Source organism: Pseudomonas syringae group sp. J248-6 (genome assembly GCF_032586995.1).
GTDB classification, from domain to species: domain Bacteria; phylum Pseudomonadota; class Gammaproteobacteria; order Pseudomonadales; family Pseudomonadaceae; genus Aquipseudomonas; species Aquipseudomonas amygdali.
The window spans coordinates 1-20,477 of the sequence record NZ_JAWHOP010000023.1; the positions used below are offsets into that span (position 1 = coordinate 1).

Here is a 20,477-nt window from a genome sequence, read left to right on the forward strand (position 1 = left end):
GTGGAATACAGAATGCAGGCCGCCAAGGCAGCGTAGGTGGATAATTGTCCAACCTTCGGGGGTCATACCAGAGCGTGAGGAACGATCGTTTTGTAACTATCGTGCCCATGCTCCGCGTGGGCATGCCGTTCTGGACGCTCTGCGTCCTCTCTATAGCGCCCTCACCCGTTCCAGCAGTACCTGTAGTGGATGCTGCACCACTTTGCCATCCTGGCGCTTGACCTGGCTGCGGCATGAGTAGCCATCGGCGACCAGTCGACCTTCAACGCCATGCCGGGCCACCAGCGGCTGCCAGGACTGACGATAGATGGTGTCGCTGGTTTTCGCGTTTCGGGTTTCATGCCCATAAGTGCCGGACATGCCACAGCAACCGCTGGCCAGCACATCAAGCCTGAGCCCGGCGCGAGCGAAGGCTTTCTGCCAAAGGCCGACACTGGCGGGCTCGTTGGTCTTTTCAGTGCAATGCGGCAGGAAGTAATACGTCTCACCTGACGGAGCACCACACTGTTCCTCAAGCGCAGAAGCCAGCCATTCCTGCGGCAGCATGACGGTCGGTACGCTCTCGCTGCCCAGCGTCTTGCTGTACTCCTGGCGATAGACCAGGGTCATGGCCGGGTCCAGACCGATCAGCGGAATGCCGTACCCTGCCAGCTTGCCAAGCGACTGGCTGTTGAAACTGGCAGCCTTCTCGAACGCAGCCAGAAAACCCTGCACGTGCAGCGGCTTGCCGTTGGGTGCGAACGGTGCGAGATAAACCTGATAACCCATGCGCGAGATCAGCTCCAGCCAGTCTGCTGCCAGCGGGGTTTCAAAGTATCGGGTGAACGCATCCTGAACCAGCACCACCGTACGTTTGCGCTCCTGCTCGCTCAACGCGGCCAGACGCTGCGGCGTGGCAATGCCGACATTCCAGCGGGCGCAGGCCGCGCGAAAGTCCATCAGGCTGAGCAATGGGCTGTCGACCATACCGGCGACGTGCTCAAGCAGGTAACGCACCGGTTTTGCGCCCATGATCGCGTTGTACAACCGGGGAAAGCGCGCCAGGTGCGGAATGCTGAACTCCAGCGAGCCAATCAGGTAATCCTTGATCGGACGCAGGTAACGGCTGTGGTACAGCTCGAGAAAACGCGAACGGAACTCAGGCACGTTGACCTTGACCGGGCACTGCCCCGCGCAGGACTTGCAGGCCAGACAACCGGCCATGGCATCGTAGACTTCATGAGAGAAATCCTTCTGCCCTGCTACTCTGGCCACGCTGTTGACAGTTCGCTCGGCAAGACTTTTCAGCACATTGGCATTCCGCGCCCTGGCGCTGGCGGTCAGGACGTCGACATCCTGCTCGCCTTGCAGACGCAGCCATTCCCGGACCAGCGAAGCGCGGCCCTTGGGTGAGTGAATGCGGTCACGCGTGGCTTTCCATGACGGACACATGGCATCGTCGGTGTCGTAGTTGTAACAGGCACCGTTGCCATTACAGTGCAGCGCGCTGTCGTAGCTCTGCCAGACCCGTTCATCGATAGTGCGATCCAGATCACCGCGCAACGTCACTTCATCCACCAGCGTCAAGCGTGATTCCGGCACCGTCGCAGGCGTGGCGATCTTGCCGGGGTTCAGCTGGTTGAACGGGTCGCACGCGGCCTTGAGCGCCTGCAACGCAGGGTACAACTCGCCGAAATATTCGGGCACGTATTGCGAGCGCAGGCCCTTGCCATGCTCGCCCCACAGCAGCCCGCCGTAGCGCTTGGTCAGCGCGGCGACGGCGTCGGATATCGGCCGAATCAACGCAGCCTGCGCAGGGTCTTTCATGTCCAGAATCGGTCGTACGTGCAGCACGCCTGCATCAACATGGCCAAACATGCCGTATTGCAGGCCGTAGCTGTCCAGCAGCGCACGAAACTCCTGAATGTAATCGGCAAGGTTTTCCGGTGGCACAGCCGTGTCTTCAACAAACGGCTGCGGCCGCGCTTCACCCTTGACGTTGCCGAGCAGCCCTACCGAACGCTTGCGCATGGCGTAGACGCGGTTTACCGCAGCGCTGCCGGTTGCCAGGGTATGACCTAGGCGCACCACCGAGGTGTCTTTTTGCAGGTGAGCGACGAATGCATGGACGCGCTGTTCCACTTCGTCCAGCTCATCACCACTGAACTCGATCAGGTTGATGCCCAGAGTCGGCGTCGCCGGGTCCTGCGGGAAATACTCGGCCACGCCGTGCCAGACGATATCCTGCATGGCCAGCATCAGCACTTTGGAGTCCACGGTCTCGATGGACAGCGGCTTGTGCGCCATCAACGCCTTGGCATCCCGCAGAGCGTCCATGAAACCGGCATAACGAACGTTGACCAGAATCGAATGTTTGGGGATTGGCAGGACGTTGAGTCGGGCCTCGACGATAAAACCCAGCGACCCCTCGGAACCGCACAGCACGCTGTTGAGGTTGAAACGCCCGTCTTCCTCACGCAGGTGCGCCAGATCGTAACCGGTCAGGCAACGGTTGAGCGGCGGAAAAACGTCCTTGATCAATTGCGCCTGCGTATCGGCGATCTGCTGCGCACAGCGATACACATCGCCAGCACGGTCAACACGCGCTTGCTCGCTGGCCAGCTGCTCAGCGCTGAATGCCTGACTGTTGACGTAGGAACCACCGAGCAGCACGGTCGTCAGTTCCAGCACATGGTCACGGGTCTTGCCGTAGGTGCAACTGCCCTGCCCGCTGGCGTCGGTGTTGATCATGCCGCCAATCGTGGCGCGGTTGGAGGTCGACAGTTCCGGCGCGAAAAACAGCCCGTGCGGCTTCAGCGCTGCGTTGAGCTGGTCCTTGACCACGCCGGTCTGCACCCGCACCCAGCGTTCCTCGACGTTGATTTCAAGGATATTGTTCATGTGCCGCGACAGGTCGACCACCACGCCGTTGGTCAACGACTGTCCATTGGTCCCTGTGCCTCCGCCACGCGGGGTCAGCACCACCTGCTTGTGCTCGGGCCGCGCTGCCAGGCGGGCGACAATTGCCACATCATGGCTGTCCATCGGGAACACCGCAGCCTGCGGCAGGCGCTGGTAGATGGAGTTGTCAGTGGCCAGCACAGTACGCGAGCCGAGGTCCCTGGCTATTTCGCCGCGAAAGCCGCCCTCCACCAAGGCATTGAGGAAACGGTCATAGTGACCGACCTGCTCGGAGGTCGGTTTCAACAGCGCAATCATGGTGGTCTTCCTGGCTGGCTAGGCGTTTTATATGCAAAGCACGTATGCTTCGAAACGCTCGTATGCATGGCGTTATCAACGGTTATCGTGATTCTCCGGCGTGTCATGCTTCAGTGCAAACGTAAAAGACGCCGTTTTTCCATGAGTTTTATGAATGAACACCAGAAGACTGACGCCCTCCATGTCGTTGTTGCTCGCTTTCGAGGCGGCCGCGCGGCATGGCAGCTTCACCAAAGCCGCAGACGAACTGGCCTTGACCCAGAGCGCCGTCAGCCGCCAGGTGCAGGCGCTGGAAGCCCAACTGGAAGTCGAGCTGTTCAAGCGTGATGGCAGGCGTATCGAACTGACCACTGCCGGTGCGTTGTACCAGCATGAGCTGGCCGCCGCGCTGGGCCGCATTCGCAGTGCAACCCTGCAAACCATCGCGCACAAGGCCGAGGGCGGCACGCTGCATCTGGCCGTGCTGCCCACCTTCGGCTCCAAATGGCTGCTGCCGCGGATGAATGACTTTTACACCCGGCATCCGGGCTATGTGGTGCATATTCACTCACGCATCGTGCATGCCGACCTGACGCCTGCTGCAAGCGAAATGAACGCGATCATCTGTGCCGGCAACGGTAACTGGCCCGGTTACATCGCCCACCCGCTGGTCAGCGAAAAACTGGTGGTCATTGCCAGCCCTGCCGCGCTTGCCGGCTACCAAGCGATGACTCCGACGCAGGTCGCCCAGCATTCGTTGCTGAGCGTGGTGTCACGGCCCAATGCCTGGTCAGACTGGTTCGACAGTAATCGGCTGGACCACCACATCATGCGCCCCGGCCCGAGTTTCGAACTGACCTCGCACCTGATCCAGGCTGTGGCGGCGGGCATCGGTATCGCACTGGTACCGCGCATTCTGGTGCAGGACGAAATCAACAGCGGCGAACTGGTCACCCTGTTCGAGCCGCTGGACAGTGGGCGCAATTACTACCTGGCGTACGCGACGCGCTTTCAGAACCTGCCATCGCTGTGCGTGTTCAGGGACTGGCTGCTATCGACACCGTTTCCCGACCCTTTGTAAAACCTGCCCGCAACAGGAGCCGCTGTGCGTATCGAGCCCCTTCCACCCTTGCAGAACCTGATCGCCTTCGAAGCCGCCGTTCGGCACGCTAGTTTTACCCGTGCCGCCAGCGAACTGAACCTCACCCAGAGCGCGATCAGCCGTCAGGTCGCGCAACTGGAGGAATTTCTCGGCCGCGCGCTGTTTCGTCGCGAGCACAAGCGTATTCATCTGACGGTGGCCGGGCAGGTTTACGCCGAGCAGATCCAGCGTGTGCTGACCCTGTGTGCAGAGGCCACGGCACAAGTCATTACCCATAGCGGCGAACAACAACTGACCCTGGCTTGTTCCAGCGGCGTGGCCGCACTGTGGCTGGGCCCTTTGCTGGGACGCTATCGCGATGCCTTCCCCGCCGTGGATATCCGCCTGCGAGTGGTCGACGGGCTGGATTCTCTGATTCGCGCGGAATTCGATCTGGCGTTGTATTTTTTGCGCGAAACATCACCGACGGGCCTAGACAGTCGTTTGCTGTTCGCCGAATCGGTAAATGCCTACTGCTCGCCAGACTACCTGGACGGCAAACTGCTGGAACCTGCACAGTTGCTGGACCACTGCCTGCTGATGCTGGAAGACGGGCAACGTCAGTGGCTGTCCTGGGGAGACTGGTTCGGCCGTCAGGGCGTTGATGCGTCGCTGATCCGCAAGCGCATGACCGTTAACCTGTACCCCGTGCTGGTCGACCTGGCTGTCGCCGGGCACGGCATCGTACTTGGCTGGCAACCGATGATTGACCGTCACGTGCAATCCGGTGCGCTGGTGCCGGCCTGCCAGAAAAGCGTCGGTGCAATAGGCGGCTATTACCTGCTGACCCCCAGCGGCAAGACGCCCCGGCGCGCTGCGCGAGCCTTCGAGAAATGGCTGACAGATGAAATAGCCACGCTGACACCTCGCCCCTGACGCTTGCATGCATCTGGCGCATGCAAACCTGCGCAATAAGCGTTTTCTTAAAATCGGCCCAGCACCTACTCTCGACTGAAACGGGCAAAAAGACCTGACTCAGCCGCACTTACATCAACCCTGCCCCTCAATCAATGCAGCCACTGCAGGGGGCCTCCCTGCGTGTATCGCATGCAGGAGCCTATCCAGTGAGCACATTACGATCCTCTGCTTCACGCACCCATGAACAAAAGGCACGCCGCGCGGTGACCGCTACGGTTATCGGCAATGGCCTGGAATGGTTTGACTTCACGGTCTACAGCTTCTTCTCGGTGATCATTGCCAAAGTGTTCTTCCCCACCGGCAGCGAGCTGACCTCTTACCTGTTGGCGCTGGCGACCTTCGGGGTCGGCTTCTTCATGCGTCCGGTGGGCGGTATTGTTCTGGGAATCTACAGTGACAAGCGCGGGCGCAAGGCGGCTTTATCCCTGACCATCCTGCTAATGGCGCTGGGGACGCTGATCATCGGACTGACGCCCAGCTTCGCGCAAATTGGCTATCTGGCACCGCTGCTGATTGTTCTGGCGCGACTGCTGCAAGGGTTCTCTGCCGGTGGCGAGATGGGCAGTGCCACCGCCTTTCTGACCGAGCATGCCCCGTCCGGCAAGAAAGCCTTCTACTCCAGCTGGATTCAGGCCAGCATCGGCGTCGCGGTGCTGCTCGGCTCTGCGCTGGGTGCCATTCTGTCCAGTTACCTGACCCAGGCACAGCTCGAAAGCTGGGGCTGGAGGGTGCCGTTTCTGATTGGCACGCTGATCGGGCCGGTCGGCTTTTATATTCGCAGCCGGGTGGATGAGACGCCTGCCTACAAGGCCGCAAAACCAGTCGAGTCGCCTCTGCGCGAAGTCATCAAGACCTACCCGCGCCAGACCCTGATCAGCTTTTCGCTGGTGGTACTGTGGACGGTCTGCACCTACGCGATTCTGTTCTACATTCCGTCCTACGCCCAACGCGTGCTTGGCCTGCCGTCATGGATGGGCTTCAGTGCGGGAATGATGGGTGGTGCAGTACTGATCGTCGCCACACCGATTGTCGGCGCCCTGGCAGACCGCAGCGGGCATCGCCCGTGGTTGCTGGGCTCGGCAATTGCCATTTTCTTCAGCGCCTACCCGATGTTCCTGTTCATCAACCAGATGCCGGGACTGTTTTCGCTGCTGGTCTTTGAGCTGGTACTCGGCCTGCTGATTTCCGGTTACATCGGTTCGATCCTTGCGGCCTTTGGCGAATTACTGCCCACCCACGTGCTGTCCACCGGGCTTTCGGTGGCCTACAACTTTGCCGTCACCATTTTCGGCGGCTTTGCCACCTTCACCATCACCTGGCTGATTGCCTCGACCGGCAGCAACCTGGCACCCGCTTTCTACATCATGTTCGCGGCCGTCGTCAGCGGCATTGGTGCGCTGCTGTATCGCGACCGTGCGCCTGCTGCCCATCGTCCCCTGTCTGGAGCTTTCCAATGAGTATTGCTGATCCTACACGCCTGATCCTGCGCAACGGCCGCCTGCTGGACCTGCAAAAAGGGCAATTGATTTCCGGCCAGGAAGTCGTGATCGAGGGTGAGCGCATTGTCGAAGTACGTGCCGAAGGCGAACCTGCCGCGGTTGGCGCTCAGATTATCGATCTGGGCGGCAGAACCCTGATGCCCGGCCTGATCGACTGCCATGTGCATGTGCTGGCTTCCAACGCCAACCTGGGCATGAATGCCCTGCAACCCAACGCAATCATCATGTACCGCGCATTGCCGATTCTTGCTGCAATGCTCAACCGCGGCTTTACCACTGTGCGCGATGCCGGGGGCGCCGACTGGGCGCTGGCGCGTTCGATCCAGATGGGGCTGATTCCCGGGCCGCGGATCTTCGCGTCGGGCAAGGCGTTGTCGCAGACCGGCGGCCATGGCGACATGCGCGCACGGGGCGAATTGCTGCTCAACGAACCTTGCTCGTGCTGCTTTCGGGCAGGAGCCATTGCCCGCGTAGTGGACGGCGTCGATAACGTGCGTCTGGCCGTGCGCGAAGAGCTGCAACAGGGTGCCAACCAGATCAAGATAATGGCGTCGGGCGGCGTCTCGTCACCGACCGATCCAATTGCCAACACCCAATACAGCGAAGCTGAAATCCGCGCCATCGTTGACGAAGCCGCCGCTGCGAACACCTACGTGATGGCCCATGCCTATACCGCTCGGGCGATTCGCCGTGCCATCGAATGCGGCGTAAGAACCATCGAACACGGCAATCTGGTGGATGCCGACACCGCCCGACTGATGGCCGAAAAAGGCGCATTTGCGGTGCCGACTCAGGTCACCTATGAAATGCTTGCCGAGTACGGCGAGCGCTTCGGCCTGCCAGCGGACTCGGTGGCCAAAATCGAAGATGTGCGCCAGGCCGGGCGCAACGCGCTGCTGCTGTTCGCCGAAGCGGGCGTACCGATGGGCTATGGCTCGGATCTACTGGGGGAAATGCACGAGTACCAGACCCACGAACTGAAGATTCGCGCCGAATTGCTCGGTAATCTGGCGGCGTTACGCAGTGCAACAAGTGTTGCGGCGCAGATACTCCAGCGCGAGGGTGAACTGGGTTGCATCAGCGCCGGTGCGATAGCCGATCTGCTGGTGGTGGATGGCGACCCGCTGAGCGATATCGGTTGTCTGGTCGGTCAGGGCGAACATCTGGCGATGATTGTTCAGGGTGGCCATGTGCGCAAGAACACCTTGGTCTGACCGGGCGTCAGTGAGCGTTATGGTCCCAGATCCAGTTCCATGCACCGGGCAGACTGACAGGCTGACTCGCGTCCTTGACCGTGCGCGCCAGAGCAGCGCGCTGTAACTGCGCGCTGTCGTCGTAGAACGGCTTGTCGGCAAGCCGCACGCCGGTCTGATGAGCGCTGTCGACCAGAATCTGCAGGTACTCCCGCGCATGCCGCGCGGTGTAGCGGTTCAGGTCGTGAAAGGTCACCACCACCGGAATCACCCCGTCCACTGCAGGCAGCTCTCCGGCGGCGATGCGTTCACGTACTTGCGAGAGCTGACTGACCATGTTCGAACGGCGGCGCAGGCTGAAGTTATAGCCCCAGATCTTGCCGTCATTGGCGCTCAGGTCAGTCAGTAATACATGCAGGTCATGACGCTGGTAGGCGCTGAACGTGCGTTTGTCGTAGTTCCAGAACGGCGGGCGCAACAACGTGGTCGGCACACCGGTAATCGAGGCGATGATGGCGCAGCCCTGGGTCAGGGACTGCTCCAGTTCCTCATCGGTCAACGAACGATGATTGGTGTGGTGCGGCGTGGCGGTATGAAAGCCGAGCAAATGCCCCTCTGCATGCTGACGGTGCATGATCGCCCGCCCCTGATCACTGTTGCCTGCGCCTGTGGCGCCGGTCTGCACGAAGAACACGGCCTTGATGTTCGGCTGCAACGGATTGTCGGCCAGGCTGTCGAGTACGGTGATACTGGGGTTGTAAAAAGTCGACGCACTGGGGCCGTCATCAAAGCTCAGCAGGAACCGCACTGGTGGCTGCTGCCGCAACTGTTCGGCAGTTTTTGGCGTCAAAGGGGCTGGCGCGCTGATGCAGGCCGACAGGCTCGCGACGATGGCCAGTGCGCAAAGGGCCTTGAGGGCTGACTTGATCAATGTACGGGATCCTGTGGCCGGGCTGCTGAAGCCGCTTGGGAAGCGCACGCATGATCATCCACAGGCGCGGCAAACACAATCACTGCGGCGCGCAGTTTATCGGTGCCGAAACAACTCATGCGATTGAAATCAGCATGGCTTACCGGCAAATGCTGGCAGTCGATGGCCTGCCGATGCAGGCTGTGATCAATATCAGGATCGTGCAGATAGACGAAATCGCTGTCGCAATCGGTGACCATCACCCAGTGCGGTGCCTTGGAGCGTGTCAGGCGATAGCTGCTGATCAGCACCAGCGGCTTGCCGCCCTCGGCCAGTACGCGAGGCAGGTTCAATGAGCGGTTGGGCAGCGTCTCTACACCGCAGATACGCAGCTCATGACAGAACTGCTCATGAACCAGGCGAATCACCTGTTTCTTGTTGTCGCTGCGCACGCCGCCCAGAAACAGCGGGCCTGCCACCGACACCAGCAACTTTACGGCGAAGCCCCGTCGCCGGGCAGCCAGCGCCAGCCCTTGAGGGCTGCATCCACCGTGGCCGGAGGTCATGAACACCGTGGTCGCCTCGCGCCAGATCTGCAGTTCTTCGGCGCGATCCATCAAACGCGCAGGATGTAGAGCCTTCATCGCCATCAACAGGCAGGCAGGACCACAGGTGAACTCCAGGGTCTGCTGGTAGTAAGGCACTGAACGACTGTCCAGCCGGGCATGCTCGACGATGCGCTTCTCGTAACGCAGCGCCGGGGCATGGTCCTGGTAATAGTCGTCGACCTGAGCGAAGCGCCGGTAGCCGTTGCGTTCGTACAGCCCGATAGCCGCGTGGTTATCAGGGCGCACCTCAAGGCGCAGGTAAGCGCAGTCGCGGCCCACGGCCTGCTGCTCGGCACATTGCAACAACTGCTTGCCCAGCCCCTTGCCCCGCGCCGCATCGGCAATCGCCAGCGAATACAAACGCCCCAGCGAGGTGCCCCGATGAAACAGCACCAGCGCATAGCCGGTGAGCTGTCCGGCCTGCTCGGCGACGATCAGGCTGGCATTGGCGCGGCGAATCATCCAGTGAAAGCTGCGCGCGGTCAGACGGTCGCCGTCAAAGCACTGGTTCTCCAGAAGCAGCAAGTCGTCGACATCGGTTTCAACTGCATCGCGAAATATAAAGTCCATCTGCACCGCCGTAAAAGTTGTGTAACGAAACGGGACATTTCAAAAAGCACATGCTTAATAGAAAGGACTTGTTTCCCATCGGATCGATTACACATGTCAGCGGCACAGGTGAAGATGAACGAAGTATCTGCGCAACTTGCGCTTTCAGCAACAACCAGACGTGCAGACCCCACAACGCTTTTTGCAGCACAGAGGCAACTGGTGATTATTGTCGAACGGCTTGAAGACTGGGCATCGTACTTCCCCAGCGAAAACCTGATCAGCGCCCAGGAGTATCTGGAAAAGCCGCTGAAAGCCACGGCAGGCAAGCGTGTGCAAGTCATCAATCTGTGCCGCAGCTACAAATACCTGGGCCACGGTTATTACTGTTCCCTGCTGGCCGAAGCGCGCCAGCACAATGTCATTCCCTCGGTAAAAACCATCAGCGAGTTGACCCGCAAGTCACTCTACGGCCTGGCCCTTGATGACCTGGACAAGTTGCTGGACACCGCACTCCAGGATCATCCCTATGACGACACCGAAGGGTTTACCCTGACACTTTACTTCGGCCAGACCACACTTGAGCCGTTGAAAGATCTCGCCCGTCAATTGTTTGAAGTCTTCCCCTGCCCGATCCTGATGGTGGAGTTTCGCAAGCGCGACAATTGGCACATTGCCGGTATCAAGGCCGGTGCTCTGCCGCGCCTGCGCGATGATCAGCAGGATGAGTTCGCCATGGCGCTGGAAGGCTTCAGCCGCAACGTCTGGCGCCAGCCCAGCTCGCGGCGCATGGCCCGCTACGACCTGGCGATTCTGCATGATCCGCAGGAACAGCTGCCGCCGTCCAACCCTGAGGCGCTTGCCAATTTCATCCGCGTCGGTCAGCGCCTGGGCATCGATGTCGAGCTGATCGAAAAGAAAGACTATGCCCGACTGGCCGAGTACGACGCGCTGCTGATTCGCGAAACCACCAGCGTTGACAACCACACCTATCGCTTTGCCAAGAAAGCCGAAAGCGAGGGGCTGGTAGTCATGGATGACTCCACCTCGATCCTGCGCTGCACCAACAAGGTTTACCTGACCGACCTGCTCAAAAGCCATGATCTGGGCATGCCTCGAACGGAAATCCTCTACAAGGACCGCCCGGAAGAACTGCAGCACGTGGCCACACGCCTGGGTTTCCCGCTGGTATTGAAGATTCCCGATGGCTGTTTTTCCAGAGGCGTGATCAAAGTCAGTACGCCCGAGGAAATGCATACGGCGACAGCCCAATTGTTCGAGCATTCGGTGTTGTTGCTGGCTCAGGAGTTTTTCTACACCGAGTACGACTGGCGCATTGGCATTCTCAACCGCAAACCGATATTCGCCTGCCAGTACTTCATGTCCAAGGGGCATTGGCAGATCTACAACCACAAGGCAATCGGTGCCGAGGTCATTGGCGAATGCCGCACGCTGGCGGTGCATGAAGCGCCGCGCGCCGTGGTCGAGCTGGCACTCAAGACTGCCAATCTGATTGGTGACGGGTTATATGGCGTGGACTTGAAACAGTCAGGCGATCAAGTGGTGGTGATTGAGGTCAACGACAACCCGAACCTGGATGCCGGCATCGAAGACGCTTATCTGCAGGATGACCTGTACAGCCTGGTGCTGGAAGAGTTCGTCCGCCGCCTGGAGCTCAAACGCCTCGGCCAGGCATGGTGAGACGATGATCCAGGGCCTGAAACTCGATGACAGCCGTTTGCTTGTATGTGATCCGCAAAAAGCTCAGGTGCTGTGGTTCAGCAAACCTGATGCAGGTGAACGCAGATTATTGCTGGAGCGATTTCACCTTGATGAGCATGCCGTTGCCTCGGCACTCGACCCGGACGAAATTTCGCGCATCGAGTTTCACCCTGATGCGTTGTTCGTCATCTGGAAACGTCCCGAGAACTATTCGGGCAAGGACAGCTTCTCGTTCGACGTTTCGTCCTTTGGCGTGCTGTTGAGCCGGGACCAGCTGGTGCTGATCTGCGATGACGAGCAACCCTTGAGCGCGCTGGGGGCTCACCGCCCGTTGGACCAGCCGCTGGATATCCTTCTGGAGCTGCTGTTCAACAATATTCATCACTATCTGGGCCATTTGAAAGTCATCAAGATGGTCGCCCGGGAATTGCAGCAGAAATTCAACTCGTCACTGGAAAACCGTCATTTGCTGCAGATGTTCAACCTCAGCGAAAGTCTGGTGTATTACATCAACGCCATCCACAGCAACGGCGCGGTCCTGACGCGCCTGCGCAATCACGCACAAGGCAAGCAATACGGGGCTGCCAGCCTGGCGCTGATCGATGACATGATCATCGAGAACGACCAGTGTTACAAACAGGCCGAGATCTATTCCACGGTGTTCGCCGGGTTGATGGATGCGCGCGGCAATCTGGTCAACAACAGCACCAACACCCTGCTGCGCAAACTGACCTTGATCAATGTGGTGTTTCTACCCCTGAACCTGATTGCCGGGATCGGCGGTATGTCCGAATTCAGCATGATGACCGCCCCGCTGCACTGGTGGGTGGCTTACCCGGCACTGCTGCTGGCGATGCTCGGGATGGGGGCGGTGATGGTCTGGGGACTGCGCAAGATGGCTCGCGCGGCCTGAGCGGTTATTTCTCCCATTCAGCCTTGGCAATCTGCAAGCCATGCTGACCGTTATAAGCTGCACGTTCGGGAGACTGCCAACCCTCCAGCAACGCAGCGTCGAGATCGTAGATTTCGACGCCCAGCGGACGGCAAACGCTTAACGGGTCCTGCGCGTCAGGCCCCCACATCGGCAGTGACAGGTCGCCACCCGGACAGGTCGACAAGGCGCACAGCAGGTCGATTTCAGCAAAGAACTCCAGGTAATCGCCCTTTTGCGCCGGACAGGCTTTCATGAAGTACATGTCGTCATGGTTCAGGCCGGTGCACTGGAAGATATTCAACACGTCATGCACATCGAATTCGGTCAGCCCGTGCGGCAACACTGCGCGGGTCAGGTTCGAATGGCAGTGATGATGAAAGTCTTCGCCGGTCAGCATCTTGTTGACGTAGGGATCACAGCGCGTGCCGAGCAAATCGTGCAGGCGGCCACCATGTTCGTCGATCCCGTAGCTGGCCAGGCTGTCATCGGTGATGGTGACCAGCGGCCGTAAAAACGGCAGGTTCGACCACAGCCGGTCATGGGTGCTGACATGCGCGCCCTGCAACTGACGCGTGCGCGCAGCCCACAGGCGCTCGCGGGGGTCGTTGGCGTTCCAGACATTGAAATCACCCACCTGCGGGCCCACCGGTGTGGTGACCCGAAACACCTGACCGGCCTTGACCTTCCAGGCCCGCCCGGTACGAATCGGCACTTCGAACTGTTCGACGAGGGTGCGTTGCTGCGCATTCGTGCGGATGCGCTCATAAAAGGCAGTGTCCACTTGCAGCGCCGCGCCTTTGCTGACCTGGTAAGCGGCTGGATAGTCTTTGTACATACAGGGCTTCTCGGTGGCAGGATGTACCGATTGCTACTGCAAATTACAGGCCCGATTACTGGAAGTCCCGACTGCGCACATCCAGCCCGGTGAGCAACGGCGTCAGGTCGTACAGACGCTGGGCAATCAGGTGCCGTACGCCGCTTTTTGATTCCAGGCGCCCGAACACCTGCAGCAATTGCGAGCCCACCAGCACCTTGCGCTGACGTTCGGCAAGGTCGCGCCAGACCACGACGTTGACCATGCCGAATTCGTCTTCCAGCGTCACGAAGGTCACGCCACTGGCGGTGCCCGGTCGTTGGCGGCCGATGACCAGCCCCGCCACGCTGAGGGTTCGGTCGTTTTCCAGGCTCAGCAAGTCTTGTGAGCTGCGAAAGCGTTTGGCAGCCAGTTGCCTGCGCAGCAAGGCCAGCGGGTGTGGGCCCAGGGTAGTGCCCAGCGTTGTGTAGTCGGCCACCAGGTCCTCGGCCACCGTCGGCAGCGGCAGCGTCACCTGGGTTTCGTCGCTGGGCAGGTCGTCGAACAGCGGGCGCTGGGCCTCGACCCCGGCGACTTCCCAGCGCGCCCGGTGCCGATGACCAATCAGGCCACGCAAAGCCCCGGAATCCGCCAGTGCCTCGGCGGCGCGAGCGTCCAGACCGGCACGCTGAGTCAGGTCGGTGGCATCGGCGAATGGCCGCTTCGAGCGCGCCGTTTCGATGCGCCGGGCATCTTCCTCGCGAAAGCTGCGCACCATGCGCAGCCCGAGGCGAATCGCCAGATTGCGCGTGCTGTCGGGATGATCGAGCGGCTCCAGCGAACAATCCCAGTCGCTGTAGCGCACATCCACCGGGCGGATTTCAATGTGGTGGCGACGTGCGTCCTGTAACAATTGATCCGGGCTGTAAAACCCCATCGGCCAGCTGTTGATCAGCGCACAGGTGAACGCTGCCGGTTCGTGGCATTTGAGCCAGCAACTGGCGTAGGTCAGCAAGGCGAAACTGGCGGCGTGAGACTCGGGGAAACCATAACTGCCAAAACCCTTGATCTGTTCGAAAATCCGGTCGGCAAAGTCCGCTTCGTAGCCGTTTTTCAGCATGCCCGTGCGCAGCCGTTCGCGATGCGGCTCCAGCCCGCCGTGGCGTTTCCACGCAGCCATCGCGCGGCGCAACTCGTCCGCCTCGCCCGGCGTGTAGTCGGCAGCGATGATCGCAACTTCCATGACCTGCTCCTGGAACAGCGGCACGCCCAAGGTGCGCTCAAAGACGCTTTTTAGTTTAGGCGGATAAGTGACCGCCTCTTCGCCATTGCGCCGCCGCAGATACGGATGAACCATGTCGCCCTGGATCGGCCCCGGCCGGACGATGGCGACTTCGATGACCAGGTCATAGAATTTTTCCGGCCGCAGGCGCGGCAGCATGGCCATCTGCGCGCGGGACTCGATCTGAAACACACCGATGGTGTCGGCGCGGCTGATCATTTCGTAGGTTTTCCGGTCGTCGCCCGGCAGACTTGCCAGAGTCCATCGTTGGCCACGGTGCAGATGCACCAGATCGAACGTGCGGCGCAAGGCACTGAGCATGCCCAGAGCAAGAATGTCGACTTTCAGCAGGCCGACCAGGTCCAGGTCGTCCTTGTCCCACTGGATGATGGTGCGGTCGGCCATCGCGGCGTTCTCCACCGGCACCAAGGTCTCCAGTGGGTGTTCGGAAATCACGAAGCCACCCGGGTGTTGCGACAGGTGCCGGGGAAAGCCGATCAGCTCGCCGGTCAGTGCCAGCACGCGCTTGAGGATTGGCATGTCGGCATCGAAGCCGTATTCGCGCAGGCGTTCGGGCGACGGCAGCGAATCGCTCCAGCGGCTGAAGGCATCGGCCAGGGCGTTGATCTGGTCAGGCGGCAGACCCAGCACCTTGGCCACATCACGCACTGCGCCCGAGCCGTGATAGGTGCTGGCCACCGCCGTCAGCGCCGCCCTGCCCCGACCATAACGCCTGAATATGTACTGAATGACTTCTTCGCGGCGGTCATGCTCGAAATCCACATCGATGTCCGGTGGCTCGTTGCGCTCTTTGGAGATGAAGCGCTCGAACAGCAGGTTGCTCTTTTCCGGGTTCAGCTCGGTGATCCCCAGCGCATAACACACTGCCGAGTTGGCCGCCGAGCCACGCCCCTGGCAAAGGATATGCTGGCTGCGGGCAAACTCGACGATGTCATGCACGGTCAGAAAGTAGCTGTCGAACTTCTTTTCCGTGATCAGGGCCAGTTCCTTCTCGACCTGCGCACGGGTAGCTGGCGTCAGCCCCTTCGGCCAGCGTTTGCGGGCACCGCGCTCGGTCAGTTCACGCAGCCACGACGTGGGTGTCTGGCCTTTGGGGACCAGCTCGTGCGGGTATTCATATTTCAATTGTTTGAGATCGAACGTGCAGCGCCGGGCAATACGCACCGATTCGGCCAGCAGCCAGTCCGGGTAATGCTCGGCAAGCGCATCCAGTGGCCGTAAATGGCGCTCGCCGTTGGCAAACAACAGGTGCCCTGCTTCGGCCACGGTCGTGTGATGGCGAATGGCAGTCATGGTGTCCTGCAGGGCACGCCGGCCGCGTGCGTGCATGTGCACATCACCACTGCCTACTGCCGGGATACCCAATGATTGAGCCAGCGCCAGCAAGTCGGCCAGACGCTGCTCGTCATCCGCGCCGCGATGTAACTCCACGCCGAGCCAGAGGCGCTCGGCAAAGCGCTCACGCAACCAGCGTCCATGCGCCAGACAGGCTTGCGCGTCGCCTTCGATATCCGGCAGCCAGATGGCCAGCAACCCTTCCGGCGAAGGCTCGAAGTCTTCACGCAACAACCGGTATTCACCTTTTCTGGCTCTGCGGCGTGCCACCGTGATCAATTTGCACAGCGCCTCATAGCCTGCCTGGTTTTCTACCAGCAGCACGGCTTTCGGCCCGTTCTCGATGTGCATTTCGCTGCCGATGATCAATGGCAGGCCGGTGCTGATGGACGCCTGCCAGGCACGTACGATACCGGCCAGCGTGCACTCGTCAGTGATGGCCAGCGCCTGATAGCCGTGGCGCGAGGCACGTTCGAACAGCTCACGGGCGCTTGAGGCACCGCGCTGAAAACTGAAGTTGGACAGGCAATGCAGCTCGGCGTATTCGCTTGTCATGCGAACCAGCCATGCAGCAGCAGTTCACCCTGCTCGCCCACGCTGCGATAGGCCCAGGCGCGCTGGCCGTTGGAGGTTTCGACCAGATAGTAGTCGCGACGTACATCGCCGCCGTCCCACCAGCCTGATTCGATTCGCTCGGGCCCGGCCACGATGCGCGTGGCATGAAGTGGCAGCGGCTGGGGTTCTCGCAGCAACCAGCCCGGGCGCATACAACCTTTGGCTGGCAAGACCGCTTTGCTTGTGCTGTGCGGTTGCCAGGCGCATTCAGGGCGGTGATCGGCCTGAGCGCGCAAGCCATTTACAGACTCGTCGCCCAGTCGCGCACGCAGGCGTTCGCGCAGTTGCTCCCAGGGCAGGGTCTGTTGCACGCGCTCATCGAGCAACTGGCGGTGCGCCGGAACAAAATCCGGCAAATCCTGCGCCAGCAAGCGCACGGCACGTACCGGCGACGCCACCAGCACTTGCTCCAGCCTGCCGCGGGCCAGTTCGAACAGCATCGAAGCATCGCGCTCGGCACTCAGCAGCCCGACTGGCACCACAGTCTCCGGACCTTCAACGTGCTCCAGATGCAGAGAAAATCGCTGCACACCGCTGTCGCGTCCAGCCAGAAACAAAGCCAGATCGGCGATCAGCCGCTTGAGAGGAAACAACAGGGCCTGATGCGACTCGACGTCGAAATTCAGCTCGATGCGTACATCGAAGAAGTCCGGCGGTGTGTAGCACTCCAGTGCCACCGGTCGTTCGCCAAGCAATGTGTCGAGATGCTGCAGCACGCTGGCCGGAAACCGCCGCGCCAGTGTATCGCGCGGCAGGGCCAGCACCTGCCGCACAGAGCGCAGCCCCATGCGTGTCAGGGCCGTGGCGGTTTCACGACTCAGACCGATGCGTTCCAGCGGCATATGCTCCAGGCTGCGGCGCAACGCCTGCGGGCAATCAATGCTCAGCCCGTCATGCATGTTGGCCAGCATCCGTGCGGCTATCGGGTTGGGCGCAACCACGATGCGATGCCGGAAACCCTGCGCAGTCAACTCTTCACGCAAGCGTGCCTCGAACACCGGCCAGGGGCCGAACAGCTTGAGGCTGGACTCGATTTCCATCAGCAGCACTCGGGGGTACTTGAGGCTGACATTGGAGCTGAAACCGTATGCCCAGGCCGCGAGCAGTTGCTGCAAGCGCTCGATGTCGGCCGGGTCATGCTCGACCATGGAGAAGTTCGACACCAGCGCCTGAGCGGCCGTCAGCGACTGCCCGGCTTTCAAACCCAACGCACGCGCCGCCGGGTTGACGGCTTGCAACACGCGACGTTGAGCACTGCCGCTGATCAGCGCCAGAGGCTCATCGGGATCGTTACGACGACGCATGACGCCGTCGAGCGCCAGTTGCGGCAGCAAGACACAGGCCCAGAGCATAAGAACCTCAAGCGTCGGTCGAAAATGGAATGGGGAAAGGCGGCGCAAGCCCGCCACGGCACTTGAGCACCCGCAATTGTGCGGGTCGGGTGTCGACAGCGATGCGCAGGGCCGCCGGTGACGGGTTGGCGGCGGCCTGCTGCGGGCGGCAGGCAAACGCCAGGGTCTGCCCGGTTTCGGCAGCCACCTGCAAACGTCGCAGCGCACGGTCATCGACCATGCCGGGCCAGCACACGACCGCGCCACAACTGCCGGAACGCAGGCACTGTTCGGCAGCCCACAGGGCATCGCGCGGGCCTGCCTCGATGACAACCAGCTGGCGCAGATCGACCCCGGCGGCCAGCCAGGCTTGCGGGTACGGAATGTAGGGCGGTGCAACCAGCACAATGCGCTCAGCGATCGCAGACAACCTCGCCAGGCTTGGCCACAGCAGACGCAACTCCCCACTGCCATTGGCCGGGATGAGGATTTCAGTCAGGGCGGCAGCAGGCCAGCCGCCAGTGGGCAAGGCGCTGTCCAGCAATGCATGGCCACTGGGGTGCGGGCTGACCTGCGGCGCGCTCTGCTGACGGCCTTTCCAGACCCTGCGCTCATCCAGCAAGGCGTCAAGGCTGACCACCGCGCCCATCATTCGCGCCGGACCAGCCCGCAGAACACGCCTTCGATGGCGAAGTCCTGATCAGGCGTGACAATGATCGGTTCGTAGGCCGGGTTGCGCGGCAACAGGCGCACCTGATCGGCACTGCGTTGCAAGCGCTTGATGGTAACTTCGCCGTCCAGGCGGGCAACGACGATCTGCCCGTCACTGGCCTGCGGGTTACGGTGCACGCCGACCAGATCGCCATCGAGAATACCGTCTTCGATCATCGAGTCGCCCTGCACGCGCAGCAGGTAGTCCGGCACACGGGTAAACGTGCTGCGGTCCAGATGCAGTGTGGTGTGAATATCGAGGTCCGGCCCGATAGGTGCGCCCGCAGCTACGCGCCCCAATACCGGAAGTTCAAGCAATTCGGGCCGCGGCTCGCTGTTGAGCAGGCGAATACCACGGGCCTGATGCGCTACGACCTCGATCAGACCGGCTTCAGTGAGGGCCACAATGTGCTTGCGCGCCACGCTGCGCGAAGCAAAACCAAAAGCCTCGGAAATTTCTGCCAGGCTCGGCGATTGCCCTTGCTGCGCGATGCGATCGCGGATGAAGGTAAGGATTGCGCTGCGGCGGGGAGATAATGTGCTCATGGAGTACATTTGTACTCCACTGGTGATTTTGTGACTAGTACGGTTTGTCGGATTGACGCCGCACGCTCTCGCGCTTCGTAGACGTCGATTATTCGGATTTTCACAACAGTGAAATAAGAAACACCCGGTTTATTGCGCCAGCCAAAGCGTAGAGACTTGATGGCTCTTTCAACGATCAGGAGAGTTCATTGTGATCACGCGCCAACTGGGTCACCACGGTCCGCAGGTTTCTGCCATCGGACTGGGCTGCATGGGAATGTCGGACTTCTACACCACCGGCATCGACGAAAAGGAATCCATCGCCACCTTGCACCGCGCGCTGGAACTGGGTATCACTTTTTTTGATACCGCTGACATGTATGGCCCGCATACCAACGAGACGTTGCTCGGCCGGGCTCTCGAAGGCAAGCGTGAAGGTATTTACCTGGCCAGCAAGTTCGGCATCGTGCGTGGCGATGACCCGCATGCGCGTGGCGTGAATGGCAGCCCGGCGTACATTCACCAGTCCATCGATGCCAGCCTGAAACGGCTGAATACCGATTATCTTGATCTCTACTATCAGCACCGTGTCGACCCCAATGTGCCCATCGAGGACACCATCGGTGCCATGGCCGAGCTGGTCAAGGCTGGGAAGGTTCGCCATATAGGTATCTGCGAAGCCAGCGCAGCGACCATCGAAAGAGCCCACAACGTGCATCCGCTGGCGGCCGTGCAAAGTGAATATTCGTTATGGTCTCGCGATCCGGAGCACGACAATGTGCTCGCCACTTGCCGTCGCCTGGGTATTGCTTTCGTGGCTTACAGCCCGCTGGGCCGTGGCTTTCTGACTGGCGCCTTGCGCACGCCGGACGATTTCGCTGCCGATGACTATCGTCGTTTCAGCCCGCGCTTTCAGGGCGAAAATTTCAAACGCAATCTGGCACTGGTAGAAAAGGTCAAGGCACTGGCTGCGGCCAAAGGCGTCAGCGCGTCGCAACTGGCGCTGGCCTGGGTACTTGCTCAAGGCGACGACATCGTTCCGATCCCGGGCACCAAACAGCGCAAGTACCTGGAAAGCAACGTGGCAGCGGCTTCATTGACGCTGAGTACCGATGAGCTGGCTCAACTGGATGCGATCTTCCCGGCGCAAGGGGCCGTGTCGGGCGAGCGTTACAGCCCGGAGTCGATGAAGTCGCTCAACGGCTGAAAACGT

At 60.7% G+C, this 20,477-nt stretch carries 15 protein-coding genes; 7 read left to right on the forward strand and 8 right to left on the reverse strand.

Going from position 1 to position 20,477, the window contains the following annotated elements:
* Positions 1-150: 150 nt before the first annotated feature.
* Positions 151-3,198 (reverse strand): FAD-binding and (Fe-S)-binding domain-containing protein, encoded by a 3,048-nt coding sequence (locus RYC17_RS22365; protein WP_316889780.1) that lies wholly within the window; start codon positions 3,196-3,198, stop codon positions 151-153.
* Between the two features lie 154 nt (positions 3,199-3,352).
* Here RYC17_RS22365 and RYC17_RS22370 point away from each other — a divergent pair, with 154 nt between their 5' ends.
* The 4 genes from RYC17_RS22370 to RYC17_RS22385 all read left to right on the forward strand — a co-directional run bounded on the left by RYC17_RS22370 (position 3,353) and on the right by RYC17_RS22385 (position 7,949).
* Positions 3,353-4,258, forward strand: coding sequence for a LysR substrate-binding domain-containing protein (locus RYC17_RS22370; protein WP_080394721.1), 906 nt, complete (start codon positions 3,353-3,355; stop codon positions 4,256-4,258).
* Between the two features lie 24 nt (positions 4,259-4,282).
* Complete coding sequence (locus RYC17_RS22375; protein ID WP_058401521.1) at positions 4,283-5,194, forward strand: LysR substrate-binding domain-containing protein; 912 nt, start codon at positions 4,283-4,285, stop codon at positions 5,192-5,194.
* A gap of 188 nt (positions 5,195-5,382) precedes the next feature.
* Positions 5,383-6,693, forward strand: a complete 1,311-nt coding sequence (locus RYC17_RS22380) for an MFS transporter (protein WP_057403020.1) — start codon at positions 5,383-5,385, stop codon at positions 6,691-6,693.
* Positions 6,690-7,949 carry a metal-dependent hydrolase family protein gene (locus RYC17_RS22385; protein WP_057403019.1) on the forward strand — a complete coding sequence of 420 codons (1,260 nt, stop codon included), beginning with the start codon at positions 6,690-6,692 and terminating at the stop codon, positions 7,947-7,949. Before RYC17_RS22380 ends, RYC17_RS22385 begins: the two co-directional genes overlap by 4 nt.
* Positions 7,950-7,956: 7 nt before the next feature.
* Here the strand turns inward: RYC17_RS22385 and RYC17_RS22390 are convergent, their stop codons facing one another.
* Together RYC17_RS22390 and RYC17_RS22395 are read right to left on the reverse strand one after the other, a co-directional pair.
* Positions 7,957-8,859 carry a polysaccharide deacetylase family protein gene (locus RYC17_RS22390; protein ID WP_316904506.1) on the reverse strand — a complete coding sequence of 301 codons (903 nt, stop codon included), beginning with the start codon at positions 8,857-8,859 and terminating at the stop codon, positions 7,957-7,959.
* On the reverse strand, positions 8,856-10,016 hold the full coding sequence (locus RYC17_RS22395) for a GNAT family N-acetyltransferase/peptidase C39 family protein (RefSeq protein WP_057407948.1): 1,161 nt from the start codon (positions 10,014-10,016) through the stop codon (positions 8,856-8,858). Before RYC17_RS22395 ends, RYC17_RS22390 begins: the two co-directional genes overlap by 4 nt.
* Positions 10,017-10,109: 93 nt before the next feature.
* On the opposite strand from RYC17_RS22395, the gene RYC17_RS22400 reads away from it, so the two are divergent.
* Both RYC17_RS22400 and RYC17_RS22405 read left to right on the forward strand, forming a co-directional pair.
* Positions 10,110-11,696 (forward strand): RimK family protein, encoded by a 1,587-nt coding sequence (locus RYC17_RS22400; RefSeq protein ID WP_057401347.1) that lies wholly within the window; start codon positions 10,110-10,112, stop codon positions 11,694-11,696.
* 4 nt (positions 11,697-11,700) lie between these two features.
* The gene (locus RYC17_RS22405; protein ID WP_057401348.1) at positions 11,701-12,630 is read left to right on the forward strand and encodes a magnesium transporter CorA family protein; all 930 of its coding nucleotides are present in this window, start codon (positions 11,701-11,703) and stop codon (positions 12,628-12,630) included.
* A gap of 4 nt (positions 12,631-12,634) precedes the next feature.
* Here the strand turns inward: RYC17_RS22405 and RYC17_RS22410 are convergent, their stop codons facing one another.
* From RYC17_RS22410 to lexA, 5 genes are read right to left on the reverse strand one after another with little or no spacing between them, the layout of a single operon-like run.
* Positions 12,635-13,486, reverse strand: a complete 852-nt coding sequence (locus RYC17_RS22410) for an urea carboxylase-associated family protein (RefSeq protein WP_316904508.1) — start codon at positions 13,484-13,486, stop codon at positions 12,635-12,637.
* 55 nt (positions 13,487-13,541) lie between these two features.
* The gene (locus RYC17_RS22415; protein WP_058401514.1) at positions 13,542-16,637 is read right to left on the reverse strand and encodes an error-prone DNA polymerase; all 3,096 of its coding nucleotides are present in this window, start codon (positions 16,635-16,637) and stop codon (positions 13,542-13,544) included.
* Positions 16,634-18,049: a Y-family DNA polymerase gene (locus RYC17_RS22420; protein ID WP_058401513.1), complete on the reverse strand. Its 1,416-nt coding sequence runs from the start codon at positions 18,047-18,049 to the stop codon at positions 16,634-16,636. The genes RYC17_RS22415 and RYC17_RS22420 overlap by 4 nt, the downstream gene beginning before the upstream one ends.
* 7 nt (positions 18,050-18,056) lie before the next feature.
* Complete coding sequence (imuA, locus tag RYC17_RS22425; protein ID WP_057401352.1) at positions 18,057-18,677, reverse strand: translesion DNA synthesis-associated protein ImuA; 621 nt, start codon at positions 18,675-18,677, stop codon at positions 18,057-18,059.
* Entirely contained in the window at positions 18,677-19,294 is a 618-nt protein-coding gene (gene lexA, locus RYC17_RS22430; protein WP_057401353.1) for a transcriptional repressor LexA, read from the reverse strand. The genes imuA and lexA overlap by 1 nt, the downstream gene beginning before the upstream one ends.
* Before the next feature lie 181 nt (positions 19,295-19,475).
* On the opposite strand from lexA, the gene RYC17_RS22435 reads away from it, so the two are divergent.
* The gene (locus RYC17_RS22435; protein WP_057401354.1) at positions 19,476-20,471 is read left to right on the forward strand and encodes an aldo/keto reductase; all 996 of its coding nucleotides are present in this window, start codon (positions 19,476-19,478) and stop codon (positions 20,469-20,471) included.
* The last annotated feature ends 6 nt before the right edge of the window (positions 20,472-20,477 follow it).